The following is a 12,455-nucleotide window of genomic DNA, read 5'->3' as shown; positions in this document are numbered from 1 at the left end:
GTCAGGCGACCGACGTGGGCGCCTCGACGTGCCGGGGCGGGGTCAAGGGGTCGAAGTCTTCCCATTTGCCGTCCAGCCACCGGCCGTTCGCCCGCTCGATGTCATGACCGCCCGATTCGCGCAACACCCGCCGCGCCAGCCCTTCTTGTCCTACAGGCACATGCAGCGCCAGCATGACGCCCGCCGCGCGCACCGGCGGATGATTCTCCTGCGCGCGCGCCTCGGCCGGATTCCGGCGCTTGTCCCGTCCGACGATCCACAACGCGCCCGCCAGAGCTCCCAGGTACGCGCCCACGCCCGCGGCGGCAATGACAATCAGCAGCGGCGCCGTCAAACGCGCCGCGATCAGGCCGCCCAGCAGCGCGAAAACCAAGCCCAAGGCCGATGCGCCCGCCACGGCGCCCCAATGCCCCCCCTTGGAGTCGGGATCCGCCGCGCGGTCGCCGCCCAGGGGATAGCGGCCATGTTCGCCCGCTGAATTGATGTAGAACGTATGCACGTCATCTTCCGTGAAGCCTTCGGCGAAGAGCTTGTTGGCGGCCAGGGCGGCTTGGTCGAATGTCTGGAAGCGTGCGGCGACAATCATGGACATGACGATCTCCCGGATGAATATGTGCAGCAGAGGCAGCAACTGGCATGCCCGCCGGGAGATGGCACGCCCCCCGACTGACGGACGCCAGCCCGGCCCCCTATTTCCCGCCGGGACGGGTGCCGGGATACTGCCCGCCCTCTTCATATTCCGCCCCCTTGGTATTGGGCGTTTTGTCGGCTGGCCGCTTCGCGGGTTGCGGCTGCTTGCCGAATCCCGGCTTGTCCGCGCCGAACTGTCCGCTGCGATGCGCTGCATCCGTCTCGTCGCTTGGGGCGTTCGCCTTGGGCTTGGTCGAATCGTGCTTGGTGTGTTGTGTCATCTCTTTCTCCGCGTTGCCCTTGATGGGTCAGAGGTTGCGCAAGCCGCGTACCTGGCCATGCCGGGAACGCGGCTTGCTTGGCACCGGTGTGGGTCCGCTTTCATCTATCGGACCTCTACCCAAAGGAGCCAATCATGAATCTGTCCAGAACCGTTTGCCCCGCCATCGCCCTGTGCCTGTCCGCCCTGGCGTTCCAGGCTTCCGCGCAAAGCACGCAGATACGCAGTAGCGAGCAGATCGACAATCAATACAAAATGGATAAAAAACAATGCGACGGTATGAAGGGCAATCAGAAGGACGTCTGCCAACAGCAGGCTGAAGCGACCCGGGACAAGGCGCGGGCAGATGCCAAGGCGGGCAAGGAAAAGGCCGAAGCCAACCATGACGCCGCCAAGGTCCGCAACGACGCCGATTACAAAGTAGGCAAGGAAAAGTGCGATGCCATGTCCGGCAATGGCAAGGATGCCTGCATGGCGGATCTGAAGACCCGCTACGGCAAGTAATCCCGCCCACGAACGCCGCCCGTGCCTGGCCTGCGCCGGGCGGTGTCCTGCCTAGCCCGCGTCGCGCAGCTCGCCTGCCCCCTCTTCCCCGGGCAGAACGTAGCCAGCCGCCGCATATTCCTCCAGCCGGTTGTATAGCGTCTTGGGGCTGATACCCAGCATGGCGGCCGTTTGCTTCTTCACGCCATTGCAGCGCGCCAGCGTGGCCAGGATCAGCCGGCGGTCGGCCTCGGCCAGCGTTTCGCCCACCGGCACACTGACCTGCCCCTCCGTCGCGTCGCTGCCTGGCGACACGTGCGGGGCCAGCAGGTCCACATCCAGCACATCGCCGTCGGCCATGATGAATGCACGGCGGACAAAGTTCTTGAGTTCGCGCACATTGCCCGGCCATTCGTACTGCATCAGCGCATCGGCCGCCTTTGTCGAAAAGGCTTTGTTCTTGCCGGATTCCTGATTCTGCGCCTGCAAGAAGCGCTGCGCCAGGAACAGGATATCGTCGCCGCGCTCGCGCAGCGGCGGCAGTTCAATGGGAAAGACGCTTAGCCGGTAATACAGGTCTTCGCGAAGCTTTCCGTCCTGCACCGCCTGCTCCGGATTGCGGTTGGTGGCGGCCACGATGCGAATGTCGCAGCCGATTTCGCGATTGGTGCCCACCCGCATGAATTGCCCGGTCTCCAGTACCCGCAGCAGCTTGACCTGCAAGTCCAGCGGCATTTCGGTGACTTCATCAAGGAACAAGGTACCGCCATCGGCGCGCTCGAAATAGCCCTTGTGCTGACGGTCGGCGCCCGTGAAGCTGCCGCGCTCATGGCCGAACATTTCGCTTTCGATCAGATTGGGGGAAATCGCGCCGCAGTTGACCGCGATGAACGGGCGTTGGCGGCGCGTGCTCAATTCATGGATGGCATGGGCGGCCAGCTCTTTGCCCGTGCCGCTTTCGCCGATCAGCAAGGTCGTGACGTTGGTGGGCGCCACGCGCCCGATTTGGCGGTACAACTGCGTCATGCAGTCGGATGCGCCGTAAAGCTTGCCAAAGCGGCCGGCTTCCTCGAACGGCATGCCGGGCAAGTCACCGCCCGCATTGGCGGCGACCCGCGTCAGAATGCCATTCAGCCGATCCATGCAGATCGGCTTGACCAGAAAATCGCTGGCGCCCAGTCTCAAGGCCTGGACGGCATAGTCGACCGTGCCGTGGCCAGTCATCACCACGACCTCGGCACTGGCCACGGCAACATTCTTGAAAATGTCCATGCCATTGCCGCCAGGCAGCCGAACGTCAGTCAGCACCAGATCCGGCGCTTGACGTTCCAGCTGTATTAGCGCGTCCTTGACGCTGCCCGCCACCGCCACCGAGAAGCCGCTGTCACGGCCCATTTCGGCGAGTGTTTCCCGTATCGCGTCGTCGTCGTCCACGATCAGCAAATGAGGCATAGATTCTCCGTATCGCCGCGTACAGCCGGATGCCGCACGCCACGCATTCACATGGGAATGAGAATAATCACTCTGGCGCGGCGAAGCGTAAACATTCGATACCGACCACTAAAGTTTTCGAATACTTGCAACTGGTCGCAATCCTGAGCGAATGGGGACACTACGATGAAAAAGTCGCGACTAGGCCTAGCGCGGGCCGAGGTATCAGCATGGCAAATCGCACCACCACCGGGCGCGAGGATGCGTTGGCGTCCCCCGCCCTTCCGATGGACGTGACAGGCCTGTCGCCCGTCATGCAAAAGCTGGGCAGCCAGTTGCAATTGGCGGCCGCCACCGACGCCAGCGTTTTCATCGTGGGCGAAAGCGGCGCCGGCAAAGAGATCGTGGCGCGCGCCATCCACGACGCCAGTGATCGGCGCGGCCAGCCCTTCGTAGCAGTGAACTGCGGCGCCATCAGCGGCACGCTTGCCCATGCCGAATTGTTCGGCCACGAAAAGGGTAGCTTCACCGGCGCAATCGCCCAAAACGCGGGCTACTTTGAATACGCCAGCGGCGGCACCTTGTTCCTTGATGAAGTCACCGAGATGCCCCCCGACATGCAGGTGCATTTCTTGCGCGTGCTGGAAGCGGGCACCTATCAGCGCGTGGGCGGATCAGACCTGCTGCGCGCCAATGTGCGCATCATCTGCGCGAGCAACCGTGACCCTGCGGCATCCGTCGCCGATGGCCGGCTGCGCCAGGATTTCCTGCACCGGCTGCTGGTGATCCCGTTGCGCGTGCCGCCGTTGCGAGAACGCGGGGACGATGCGTTGATCCTGGCGCACCGGTTCCTGGCTACCCTCAATACGCAGTATCAGACGCAGAAGACATTTTCCAAGCGCATGCTGGACGCAATCTCGCAGCACGACTGGCCGGGCAACGTGCGGGAACTACGCAATGCGGTGCAGCGCGCCTTCATCCTTGCAGACACCCAATTGGATGCCGATATGCCTGCAAGAACCCCTGTCGGCCAGCGAGCAGAAATCCGCGACGGCGCGTTGCGTTTCCCTGTGGGAATGCCGCTGGGGTCCGCCCAGCGAGAGTTCATTCTGGCGACACTGGCGCACCATGCCGGAGACAAGCGCCTGACCGCAGACACGTTGGGCGTCAGCCTGAAGACGCTGTACAACCGGCTGGACGTCTACGAAAAGGACAGCTTGGCGGATCGCTGAGCAATTCTTACCGCCGGCTTGTAATACCGTCTTCGCCCGCAAGCGCCCGTGGGGCCACTCCTTACCCGTTCTTGCCCGTACAGGAACTTGGCATGGAGTTTGCTTGAATACCAGGATGAGCCGCGTCCAGCGGCTTCCGGCAAGGAGACTCGATTGGGCCATCCCACGCAAGAATTGCGCCTGCGCCAGCAGATGACGTTGGCGCCCCGGCTACAGCAGTCCGTCAAACTACTGCAAATGTCGGCGCTTGAATTCACAACCGCGGTGGAGCATGCGCTTGCCACCAACCCCTTTCTTGAAGACGGCGACGAACAGGACGCCGAACCCACGCCTGGTTTTCCGGGTTCGGCGCCAGCCAGCCACGGCAGCAACATCGATCCGCCGTCCGAGCACAAGCCCACCCCCACCTCCGACGCCGAAGACGCGCCGCCCGACGCCCCGACCTATTCAGGCGATTACCCCACGCCGCCATCCGGGATGAGCGGTGACGGCAAAGACCTGGGCCAGTGGGCCAGCGCATCGCTGTCGATGCGAGAGCGCTTATCGCTTGACCTGGGCAATTATCACTTGCAGCCGCGTGACCGGCTGCTGGCCGAATTCATCGTTGATGCCCTGGACGACGACGGCTATTTGCGCGTTCCGCTCGCCACTCTTTGCAGCGCGGATCGGCCCGAATTCAGCCCGCCGCCCGATGACGCGGAATGGACTACCGCTTTGCGCCTGGTGCAGCAATTGGATGCGCCCGGCCTGGGCGCTCGGGACCTCACGGAATGCCTGTCGCTGCAATTGGCCGCCGCGCGAACGGTTGCCCCGTCCACCCGCGACCTAGCGCTGCGCATCGTGCGTGAACACCTGGACAGGCTGGGAAAGAACGACTGCGTTGGCTTGCGCCGGCTGCTGGACTGTTCCGACGAGGCGCTGCGCGATGCCTGCGCGCTGATCCGCAGCCTGGACCCCAAACCCGGCGCACGCTATAGCGCCGAAGCACCGGTATACGTCGTCCCTGACGTCTTCGTGGACAAATGGCACGCCCGCTGGCGTGTGCTGCCCAACCGCAATGCCATGCCGCACGCGCGCCTGCACCACACCTACGCGGATTTGTTCCGCCGCGCCCGTCTGGATGACCGCAGCCCCATGGCGCAAGAGCTTCAAGAGGCGCGTTGGCTGGTGCGCAACGTGGAGCAGCGCTATACGACCATCCAGCGCGTGGCCGAGGCGATCGTCAAACGCCAGCAGACCTTCTTTGAATACGGTGAAGTGGCGCTGCGCCCCTTGATGCTGCGTGAGGTGGCTGACGATCTGGATATGCACGAGTCCACGGTGTCACGCGCCACGGTAGGCAAATACATGGTCACGCCTAGAGGCGTTTTTGAATTCCGCCACTTCTTCTCGCGCGAACTGGCAACGGAATCGGGCGGCTCATGCTCCGCTGCGGCAGTGCGCGCCCTGATCAAGGAAATGGTCGACGCCGAAGACCCCACCATGCCCCTGTCCGACGTGGCGTTGACTCAGCAATTGGCCGCAAGCGGCATTCTGCTGGCCCGCCGCACCGTGTCGAAGTACCGGGGGCAACTGCGGGTGCCACCAGCGGAGCTGCGCCGCCAACACTAGCACCACCCTTGGCGCGAACCTCATCTGCCGGCCAACCTGACCGGCGCGAATACAAAAAAAGGGCTTCCCCCGAGGGAAGCCCTTTTCACGGATGACCTCTTTCAGGACGCTTACTTGGAACCGCCCGAATTCGGATACCCCGGAGGCGGCGCAGCGCCGGCCGCAGGCGTGCGCGGCACGTTGTCATTGGCTTCGCGCGGGCGTTTCGGCGTTTCATCGGCGTGTTTCTTGCCCGACGACATGGTTCCGTTATGCTGCATCGCAGGCGGTGCGGTGCCCGTGGAGGGCGTCGCGTTGGGCGCGGGCGCCATCTGCCCCGCCGGCAAGGGACGATTCGGCTGCGCGGCACCAGGATCGTTCGGCGTGGACGACGGCGTGGTCGGGCTGGCGGATTGGGCCAGCACCGCGCCGGTGGCCGTCAGGCCCGTCAACAGAACAAAAGTGCAAGTCATGGCACGGATCTTCATAGTCAGGCTCCTTGGTTGGAATGCAAGGACCTGCACGCAAGCCTTGTTCCCGCCAATCGGATCCCATGTTCCCGTGCCCCTCGTCGCGACACGACGCAGCCGGAGTGTGCGGACGGGTATTTTTTACCTGTCTTTGCAACACTGGCCTCTCGGCCAGGAAAACGCTCAGGTCATTGCACCAGGGCCAGCCTCGTGGGGCGTGGCCAACATGTGTTGCACCCGTTCGCCTAGCGCGTCCAGCGAGAACGGTTTGACGATCAGCTCCATCCCGGATGCCAGGAACCCGCGGTCATGCGAGGCGCTTTCGGCATAACCCGTCATCAGCAGTACCTTCAACCCAGGATGCGCCGCCCGCGCCGCATCCGCCAGTTGCCGTCCATTCAAGGCGGGCAAGCCCACGTCGGTCACCAGCAGATCGATGCCTGCCGTGGCCAGCACCAGCTCCAACCCCGCCTCGCCGTCGGAGGCCGTCAGCACCTGCATGCCCAGTTCCACCAGGCATTCATGCACCATGTCACGCACATTGGAATCGTCCTCCACCAGCACCACCACGGACGGCCGTCCGACACCGGCCGAATGCGGCGCGGCAGCCTCCTGGCGCTGTGCCGTATCCGGCATGCCATCGTATCTGGGCAGGAACAGCCTGACCGTCGTTCCCTGGCCCTCCGCGCTCTCCAACGTGGCCATGCCGCCGGCCTGCTTCGCAAAGCCATAGATCATCGACAAGCCCAGGCCGGTCCCTTCGCCCAACGGCTTGGTGGTGAAGAAAGGATCAAACGCGTGCGCCAGCACGTCCGGCGGCATGCCGCAGCCCACGTCCGTCACCGAGACCTCCACGAAATCGCCTGGACTCACGCCCGGGAATTGGCGCAACAGCGTGGCATCCAACGACTGGTTCAACGCGGCAATCGTCAACGCGCCGCCATTGGGCATGGCATCGCAGGCGTTGATCACCAGATTCAACAGGGCATTCTCAAATTGATTCTTGTCGCACCGCACGGTCCACAGGCTGGGCTCCAGCTCGAAAAGCAAGTGCACTCGCTCGCCCGTGTAGCGATGGAACAGATCCGCCATGGACTGCAACGTGGACGCCACGCTGAACGGTTTGGGGTCAATGGGCTGCCGCCGGGAAAAGGTCAGCAACCGTTGCGTAAGATGCGCGGCGCGGTTTGCGGAATCCATGGCGACATTGATGAAGCGTTGCGCCTGGTCCGGCGTGCCCGCGGCCAGCTTGCGACGGATCAGGTACAAGGCGCCCGTGATGCCCTGGAGCATGTTGTTGAAGTCATGCGCGATACCGCCGGTCAAGCGCCCCACCGCCTCCATTTTCTGCGACTGTCGCAAGGCCTGCTCGGTATCGCGCAGCATCTCGGCCTGCGCCTTCAAGTCCGTATCGTCGCGGCCCGTCATGTACAGGCTGTCCTGTGACCACGACATGCTCCACGTGATCCAGCGGTAGGTGCCATCCCGCCCCAGCAGCCGGTTTTCCATATGGCGCACCGCCTGGGTCGGGTCCATGCGCGATGCCTGCGCCATCGCGGCGCGCGTGGCGGCCTGATCGTCCGCATGGACCAATTCGGTCAGTCCCATGGAAAGGAACTGCTCCGGGCTCCAACCCAGGATCGGGCGCACTGCGGGGTTGACGCTGACAAAGCGTTCCTGCCCATCGACGACGGCAAGCAATTCCGGCGACAGGCGCCAGATACGGTCACGTTCGGCAATGGCGTGTTCGACACGATGCTCCAGCGTACGGGCGTACTGCGACCGTTCGACGGCATCGCACATGCGCTCCGTCACTTCTTCAATGAAGGCAATATCGCTACCCTTGAGTCCGCTGCCGCCCTTCGGGCGCACCAGCAACGCGCCCCCCTGCCGCCCCCAACGACGCATGGGCACCACGATTGCGGAAGGCCGGATCTCACCGTCCTGGTCCGCCACCAAGGGTTGCAGATAAGCCGTGCGGCCCTTGCGTAACTCGGCCTTGAATTCGTCTCCCAGCAGACCCGGGACCGGCGCCAGTTGCGTGGCCCGATCGGCCTCCGATCTCCAGCAGGTCGACAATGCCACCGCATCGCTGTCATTGCCCGACCAGTCTGCCACCGCCACCAGGCCCAACGCCAAATGCTGGCCCAGCCCGGCGCAGGCCGCATGTTCGATTTCGGACTGCTGGTGCAGTTCCCGCATGCGATCGCCCAACGACAACATGAAATTCTTGCGGTGCTGCCCTTCCCAAAGCTCGGTTTCGGCAGCCTTGCGCGCCGTGACATCCAGGAACAGCGCCATCATGCGATCCGCGCCGTCCTTGCGCGCTCGCGCCTCGTACCAGGCCTCTTTGGGTGCCGGCACCGCAAACTCGAACTGGGTCGGCTCGCCTGTTTCCACCACTTGCGCGAAGGCGTCCATGATCTGCCCGGGCACACCCGGAATCATCTCGCGCAAGGTATGGCCCAGCGTGTCACCCTCTTTCATGCCGCTTTGACGTTCAAAGGCAGGGTTGACCTCCAGAAAGCGGAAGTCCACGATGCGGCCGTTTTCGTCCCGCAGCGCTTCACTCAGGAAGAACGCTTCCTGCATGCCATCGAACATGGCTCGCCAGCGCTCGCCGCTATCGCGCAGCGCGGCGTCGGTCAGGTGTCGTTCAATCGCCAGTGCGGCGCTGCGCGTCACCACGGCGATGGCATCGATGTCGTACGGCGTTGGCGACCGGACAGCGCTGTAGTAGTTCGAGAAGACCCCGAGCAAATGGCCATCGGGCGCCTTGATCGGCGTGGACCAGCACGCCCGCAACCCATGCGCCAGCGCCAGGTCGCGCCAGCGCTCCCAGTCGGGATGCGAGGCGATGTCTTCCACATAGACGGCCGTGCCCGTATAGGCCGCCGTGCCCCATGACGCCATATGCGGCCCGATGGGCGTGCGCTGCACGGCCTGGCTGAATGCCACGGGCAGGCTGGGCGCCGCCGCCTGCACCAGGAACGTCCCGGTATCGTCGATCAATGCGATCGCCGCGCGGAGTTCCACGCTGGACTGCGCTTCGATGGCTTGCAACACAAGTTCCAGGACGTTCGCAAGCGGCATGCCGGCGGCAATCCGTTGCAGCATGATGCGTTCATCTTCCAGACGGGCCAGCGTATCGGCCCAAGGAAGAGCAACGTGATCCTGTTTTTTCAACATATCTGCCCCTTAGCCAGTACCTACTGTATGGCGGGGCCGTGCCACGTTGCCGAAACGCTAGGTAACGCGAGGCTACCGTTCCTGCTCGAACGCCTGTTCCTGGTCCAGGCGCAAGGCGTTCAGCGCTTCCGGCTTGTCCACCAGCACGCACTGCTTACCGGTGCGGGTGCAATGGTCCTTGACGCGCCAATATGCGCCATGGCTGACGCAACCCGTTTGGCAGATCACCAGATCCGCGGCGACCAGGCTGGCCTCCAGCGTCGCGCCATCGGCATCGCCCTCGCCGCTGTGGCCGAGATAACGGCCACCGGCCATTTCCACGACCTTGCGCGTCAACATCAACGCCATGGCATCTTCCCCCACGCAAAGCACGGACTTCTGCCGCAGCGCAACGGCAGTCACCGCCGGAGACTTGACCCTGGATTCCGCCAGCGGCTCAACCGGACGCGCTCGTGCCTGACTGGCTCGGTCCTGCCACGCCAGCCGCTCCCGCATCAGGCTCTGCACGCGCTCCATCAGTTGCGTGACCCGTCGCGCCAGCGCCACGCGCTTGGGCAAGCCGGGTATTGATCCTTCCAAGGTCCGCTGCTCTTCGCGGGCCCACGCCAAGGCGGTGTCGCGCTGAATGACCGCAGCGCGCAAGCGCATGGCTTCGGCCTCCAGTTGCAGGATCCGCGCCGTTTGCGCGGTAAGCAACTGACTGCAATGCGATTGCGCCTGGCCGTAGGCAGCAAGCAATGCCGCGTGTTCGCGTTGGAGCGTCTGGCGGTCAAGGTGGGAAGAATTCATCGCAGCCCTCGGGGTGAAACAGGAACCTCGCGCGGGAAACCCCGGCACGCGCCACTTGGCATGCCGTCAATTATAAATGAGAATGCGTCGTTTTTAGGTAATGACGATATCACCGGATCGCGTACAGGGAAATCCATAGCTGACGCGCCCTGGTCGCTTAAATATGATCGACAAACCATATCGGCACGCAAGCCCCTTCCGGGTTTGGAATAGACGTTCCCCTGAGGACGCCACGCGCCCTTCCCCACCGGCCGCGGCCGTCTGGCGGAATCAACGAAGTCAGGGGTGCCCGATGCCGAGATCCACCGAACTTCTGCGCGATATCCACGAAACCAACCTGATGTACCTGCTGCTGTTGCAGCGCATGGCGCGCACGGGAAATGCCGCCGCCATGGCCGGCCTACAGATTTCGCAACCTGCCTGCCAGTGGTTGGCTGCCTTGCAGCATGATGATTTGGTCAAGATGTCGCGGTGCAGCGTGCTGCTGGCGCAACTGGATCTGGCGCCGCACATGCTGTTGTCGGCGCTGAGCCAGGGCATCGACGCCACGCTGGCCTCCCGGCTATCAACCGGCGCACCGCCTGAACGCAAGATGGTCGAGCAGCCCTAGCCTGCTGCCGGATCGTGGCAGCAGATGCAGATTTTGTTGCCATCGGCATCGCGGAAGTAGGCGCCGTAATAGTCCGCGTGATATTCGGGCCTGAGCCCTGGCGGTCCTTCGCACGTAGCGCCCATCGACAGCGCCAGGGCATGGCAGCGGTCCACCGTGGCGCGGTCGGACGCCAGGAATGCCGTCATCTGCCCGTTGCCCGGCGCGGCGGCCTGCCCGTCATGGGGCGCATTGATCACGAATAGTGGCCTGCCGCCTGCGGATGGCTGCCAGCCCGCCCAGGGACGGTCCCGTTCCACGAACCGCAAGCGCAGTCCAAGCGCATCGGCCTGTGCGGAATAGAAGGCAAATGCGCGTTCAAAGTCACCGACGCCAATGCAAAGATGTGAAAACATGAGGCCGCTCGCTAGTCCGAGGAATGCGGAATTATGCCTTGCCAATTCCGGCGTGACGTCAGATTGCCGCGTGTCCGCCACGCCAAGCCCATGCTGATCAGCAGCGCCAGTGCCAGCAGCCCACCGGCCATCCCGGCCACACCAGGCCATTGGCTGGCGGCCCAGAAATGCCCGCCCCACGCCCCCAGCACGCTGGACCCGACGTAGTACACCAACAAGTAGAGCGACGCGGCCAACGCCTTGTAGCCACGCGCCATCTGCCCTACCCAGCCGCTGGCCACCGCATGGGCCGCAAAAAAGCCGAATGTGAACAGGACGATTCCGCCGATCAGCACGGCCAAGATATCGGATAGCGTCAACAGCAATCCCGCCAGCGCCAGACCCGTGGCGGCCGACAACATCACGCCACGGCCGTGGCGGTCGGCCAGCCGGCCGAAGAAGGTCGACGCAAAGATGCCCACCAGGTAGACCACGAAGATGAACCCGATGAAGGTCTGGCTGAGCGAAAACGGCGGCAGCAGCAACCGGAAGCCCACGTAGTTGTAGAGCGTGACGAATGCGCCCATCAACAGCCCACCCATCGCGAACAGCGCACACAAGGGGCCGTTCTTCAGATGCGTGCCAACCCCCGCGCGTACGTCCCCCCACACGCCGGCCCAGCCCCGGCCGCGTTGCGGCGTGAAGCGGCGCGACGCCGGTAGCAACCAGACGAACAAGACGGCAGCCACCACGCCCAGCAGGCCCAGCGTGCCCATCGCCACGCGCCAGCCGAAGTGATCGGACACCAGGCCGGTGATGACCCGGCCGGACAGACCGCCAAACGCACTGCCGCTGATATACAGGCCCATGACGAAACCCAGGGTGTCGGGCTCGACCTCTTCGGCCAGATAGGCCATGGCCACCGCGGGCACGCCCCCCATCGCCACCCCCTGCAATGCGCGCAACGCCAGCAGGCTATGCCAGTCCGGCGCCACTGCCGCGATCGTGCCCAGCACGGCCGACGCGAACAGCGACAACGCCATGACCCGTTTGCGCGGCAAGGCTTGCGAGAACAAGCCGACAAAGAAGATGGCCACGGCCAGCAGACCGGTACATACGGACAGCACCAAACTGCTTTGCGCCGGCGACACCTCGAACGCGCGGGTGAACAGCGGCATCAGCGGCTGCACGCAATACAACAAGGAAAAGGTGGAAAAGCCGGCGGCGAACAGAGCCCACTGCGCACGGCGCAGCCCGGGCGTGCCCCGGGCTAGCGTGTCGGAGGGAGCCGGGGAGGATGAACTGGCAGAGGGGGAAGACATCAAGATTCTCGAAAGGCAACGGGCATGCAGCCCGTGACCACACAGTAGACTTTTC

Annotated in this window: 12 protein-coding genes; 4 read left to right on the top strand and 8 right to left on the bottom strand. The window is 64.0% G+C overall.

Features of this window, described 5'->3' with window-relative positions; genetic code table 11:
- Position 1: 1 nt before the first annotated feature.
- Entirely contained in the window at positions 2-592 is a 591-nt protein-coding gene (locus HV753_RS02415; RefSeq protein ID WP_175172824.1) for a hypothetical protein, read from the bottom strand.
- Between the two features lie 97 nt (positions 593-689).
- On the bottom strand, positions 690-911 hold the full coding sequence (locus tag HV753_RS02410) for a hypothetical protein (protein WP_175172823.1): 222 nt from the start codon (positions 909-911) through the stop codon (positions 690-692).
- Between the two features lie 134 nt (positions 912-1,045).
- On the opposite strand from HV753_RS02410, the gene HV753_RS02405 reads away from it, so the two are divergent.
- Positions 1,046-1,414 (top strand): hypothetical protein, encoded by a 369-nt coding sequence (locus HV753_RS02405; protein WP_175172822.1) that lies wholly within the window; start codon positions 1,046-1,048, stop codon positions 1,412-1,414.
- 51 nt (positions 1,415-1,465) lie between these two features.
- On the opposite strand, the gene HV753_RS02400 is transcribed toward HV753_RS02405, so the two are convergent.
- On the bottom strand, positions 1,466-2,845 hold the full coding sequence (locus HV753_RS02400; RefSeq protein WP_175172821.1) for a sigma-54-dependent transcriptional regulator: 1,380 nt from the start codon (positions 2,843-2,845) through the stop codon (positions 1,466-1,468).
- A 266-nt stretch (positions 2,846-3,111) separates the two neighbouring features.
- On the opposite strand from HV753_RS02400, the gene HV753_RS02395 reads away from it, so the two are divergent.
- Together HV753_RS02395 and HV753_RS02390 are read left to right on the top strand one after the other, a co-directional pair.
- Positions 3,112-4,056, top strand: coding sequence for a sigma-54 interaction domain-containing protein (locus HV753_RS02395; RefSeq protein ID WP_281370968.1), 945 nt, complete (start codon positions 3,112-3,114; stop codon positions 4,054-4,056).
- 153 nt (positions 4,057-4,209) lie between these two features.
- Positions 4,210-5,667 (top strand): RNA polymerase factor sigma-54, encoded by a 1,458-nt coding sequence (locus HV753_RS02390; RefSeq protein WP_175172820.1) that lies wholly within the window; start codon positions 4,210-4,212, stop codon positions 5,665-5,667.
- Positions 5,668-5,777: 110 nt separating this feature from the next.
- Here HV753_RS02390 and HV753_RS02385 read toward each other — a convergent pair whose 3' ends face one another.
- The 3 genes from HV753_RS02385 to HV753_RS02375 all read right to left on the bottom strand — a co-directional run bounded on the left by HV753_RS02385 (position 5,778) and on the right by HV753_RS02375 (position 10,094).
- Positions 5,778-6,134, bottom strand: a complete 357-nt coding sequence (locus HV753_RS02385) for a superantigen-like protein SSL4 (RefSeq protein WP_175172819.1) — start codon at positions 6,132-6,134, stop codon at positions 5,778-5,780.
- A 165-nt stretch (positions 6,135-6,299) separates the two neighbouring features.
- Positions 6,300-9,305: a PAS domain S-box protein gene (locus HV753_RS02380; RefSeq protein ID WP_175172818.1), complete on the bottom strand. Its 3,006-nt coding sequence runs from the start codon at positions 9,303-9,305 to the stop codon at positions 6,300-6,302.
- Positions 9,306-9,377: 72 nt separating this feature from the next.
- A complete protein-coding gene (locus HV753_RS02375; RefSeq protein ID WP_175172817.1) occupies positions 9,378-10,094 on the bottom strand; it encodes a DUF2325 domain-containing protein in 717 nt (238 codons plus the stop codon).
- A 163-nt stretch (positions 10,095-10,257) separates the two neighbouring features.
- Between HV753_RS02375 and HV753_RS02370 the strand changes: the two genes are divergently transcribed.
- Positions 10,258-10,704, top strand: a complete 447-nt coding sequence (locus HV753_RS02370) for a flagellar transcriptional regulator FlhD (RefSeq protein ID WP_425485868.1) — start codon at positions 10,258-10,260, stop codon at positions 10,702-10,704.
- Here the strand turns inward: HV753_RS02370 and HV753_RS02365 are convergent.
- Both HV753_RS02365 and HV753_RS02360 read right to left on the bottom strand, forming a co-directional pair.
- Complete coding sequence (locus HV753_RS02365; protein ID WP_175172815.1) at positions 10,701-11,099, bottom strand: VOC family protein; 399 nt, start codon at positions 11,097-11,099, stop codon at positions 10,701-10,703. The two genes, HV753_RS02370 and HV753_RS02365, sit on opposite strands and share 4 nt — an antisense overlap.
- A gap of 11 nt (positions 11,100-11,110) precedes the next feature.
- Complete coding sequence (locus HV753_RS02360) at positions 11,111-12,400, bottom strand: MFS transporter (protein ID WP_175172814.1); 1,290 nt, start codon at positions 12,398-12,400, stop codon at positions 11,111-11,113.
- Between the last annotated feature and the right edge of the window lie 55 nt (positions 12,401-12,455).

Source organism: Achromobacter pestifer (assembly GCF_902859625.1).
Lineage (GTDB): Bacteria > Pseudomonadota > Gammaproteobacteria > Burkholderiales > Burkholderiaceae_B > Achromobacter > Achromobacter pestifer.
Note: the sequence above shows the minus strand (reverse complement) of the source record. Positions and strands in the feature narration are given on the sequence as shown.

Bases quoted from the DNA above. Each gene is read 5' to 3' on its own strand.
- HV753_RS02360 (WP_175172814.1), bottom strand. From the start codon at position 12,400: ATGTCTTCCCCCTCTGCCAGTTCATCCTCCCCGGCTCCCTCCGACACG.
- HV753_RS02415 (WP_175172824.1), bottom strand. From the start codon at position 592: ATGTCCATGATTGTCGCCGCACGCTTCCAGACATTCGACCAAGCCGCC.
- HV753_RS02395 (WP_281370968.1), top strand. From the start codon at position 3,112: ATGGACGTGACAGGCCTGTCGCCCGTCATGCAAAAGCTGGGCAGCCAG.
- HV753_RS02400 (WP_175172821.1), bottom strand. From the start codon at position 2,845: ATGCCTCATTTGCTGATCGTGGACGACGACGACGCGATACGGGAAACA.
- HV753_RS02375 (WP_175172817.1), bottom strand. From the start codon at position 10,094: ATGAATTCTTCCCACCTTGACCGCCAGACGCTCCAACGCGAACACGCG.
- HV753_RS02385 (WP_175172819.1), bottom strand. From the start codon at position 6,134: ATGAAGATCCGTGCCATGACTTGCACTTTTGTTCTGTTGACGGGCCTG.
- HV753_RS02380 (WP_175172818.1), bottom strand. From the start codon at position 9,305: ATGTTGAAAAAACAGGATCACGTTGCTCTTCCTTGGGCCGATACGCTG.
- HV753_RS02410 (WP_175172823.1), bottom strand. From the start codon at position 911: ATGACACAACACACCAAGCACGATTCGACCAAGCCCAAGGCGAACGCC.
- HV753_RS02370 (WP_425485868.1), top strand. From the start codon at position 10,258: ATGATCGACAAACCATATCGGCACGCAAGCCCCTTCCGGGTTTGGAAT.
- HV753_RS02365 (WP_175172815.1), bottom strand. From the start codon at position 11,099: ATGTTTTCACATCTTTGCATTGGCGTCGGTGACTTTGAACGCGCATTT.
- HV753_RS02405 (WP_175172822.1), top strand. From the start codon at position 1,046: ATGAATCTGTCCAGAACCGTTTGCCCCGCCATCGCCCTGTGCCTGTCC.